The sequence below is a fragment of the Streptomyces sp. NRRL WC-3549 genome (assembly GCF_000721935.1).
Lineage (GTDB): Bacteria > Actinomycetota > Actinomycetes > Streptomycetales > Streptomycetaceae > Streptomyces.
Genome location: NZ_KL585416.1, coordinates 50695 through 52156, shown reverse-complemented (window position 1 = coordinate 52156; position 1462 = coordinate 50695). Strand labels below are relative to the sequence as shown.

The window sequence follows — 1462 nt, the reverse complement described above, 5'->3', positions numbered from 1 at the left end:
CTCCAACCTTACCAGACCCTTTTTCGTTCCGTTTCCGGTCCGAAGATGATTCCGGTGGCCTGTGGATCGGCCTTTGCCTTTCGGCTGCCTTTCGGCGGGCCCGACATTATCAGAGATTCTGAGTCGGATTTCCCACCCCGTACGAGAGGGCCAGGCGCGCATGACTGCGTGCGGTGCTTCCCGTTCAGGCGGAACCGCAAACGTACTGGAGCGGGGCACCCCGATGCAAATCGAGGTGCCCCGCCCCTGGTCACGGTCTTCCGTCAGACCTCGACGACCACCGGAAGGATCATCGGGCGCCGGCGATAGGTGTCCGAGACCCACTTGCCCACCGTGCGGCGGACGAGCTGCTGGAGCTGGTGCGGCTCCACCACACCGTCCTGGGCCGACTTGTTGAGCGCCTCCTCGACCTTCGGTACGACGGCCGTGAACGCACCGTCGTCGATGCCGGATCCGCGGGCCTGGATGTGCGGCCCGCCCACGATCTTCCCGGAAGACGTGTCGATCACGATGAAGACCGAGATGATGCCCTCGTCGCCGAGAATGCGGCGGTCCTTGAGGTGGGTCTCCGTGACGTCGCCGACCGAGAGGCCGTCGACGTACACGTAACCGGCCTGAACCTTGCCGACGATCTTCGCCTTGCCGTCGATCAGGTCGACGACCACGCCGTCCTCGGCGATGACGATGTGGTCCTTCGGCACACCGGTCAGCGCGCCGAGCTCGGCGTTGGCCCGCAGATGGCGCCATTCGCCGTGTACCGGCATCAGGTTCTTCGGCTTGCAGATGTTGTAGAAGTACAGGAGCTCGCCGGCCGACGCGTGGCCCGAGACGTGCACCTTGGCGTTGCCCTTGTGGACGACGTTCGCGCCCCACCGGGTCAGCCCGTTGATCACGCGGTAGACCGCGTTCTCGTTGCCCGGGATCAGCGACGAGGCCAGGATCACCGTGTCGCCCGGCACGATACGGATCTGGTGGTCCCGGTTGGCCATCCGGGACAGGGCCGCCATCGGCTCGCCCTGGGAGCCCGTGCAGACGAGCACGACCTCGTCGTCCGGCAGGTCGTCGAGCGTCTTGACGTCCACCACCAGCCCGGCGGGCACCTTCAGGTACCCCAGGTCACGGGCGATGCCCATGTTGCGGACCATGGAACGCCCGACGAAGGCGACGCGCCGCCCGTACTCGTGGGCGGCGTCCAGGATCTGCTGGATGCGGTGGACGTGGCTGGCGAAGCTCGCCACGATGATGCGCTTCTGCGCGTTGGCGAAGACCGTGCGCAGGACGTTGGAGATGTCCCGCTCCGGCGGCACGAATCCGGGTACCTCGGCGTTCGTCGAGTCGGAGAGCAGAAGGTCGATGCCCTCCTCGCTCAGCCGCGCGAACGCGTGGAGGTCGGTGAGGCGGCCGTCCAGCGGGAGCTGGTCCATCTTGAAGTCGCCCGTCGCCACCGCCATGCCGGCCGGGG

The 1462-nt window shown here is 66.8% G+C and carries 1 protein-coding gene; it reads right to left on the bottom strand.

The features are described 5' to 3' along the window. Nucleotides 1-263 precede the first annotated feature (263 nt). On the bottom strand, nucleotides 264-1462 hold a 1199-nt coding region (locus IH13_RS0123415; RefSeq protein WP_031087507.1), incomplete at its 5' end, for a ribonuclease J.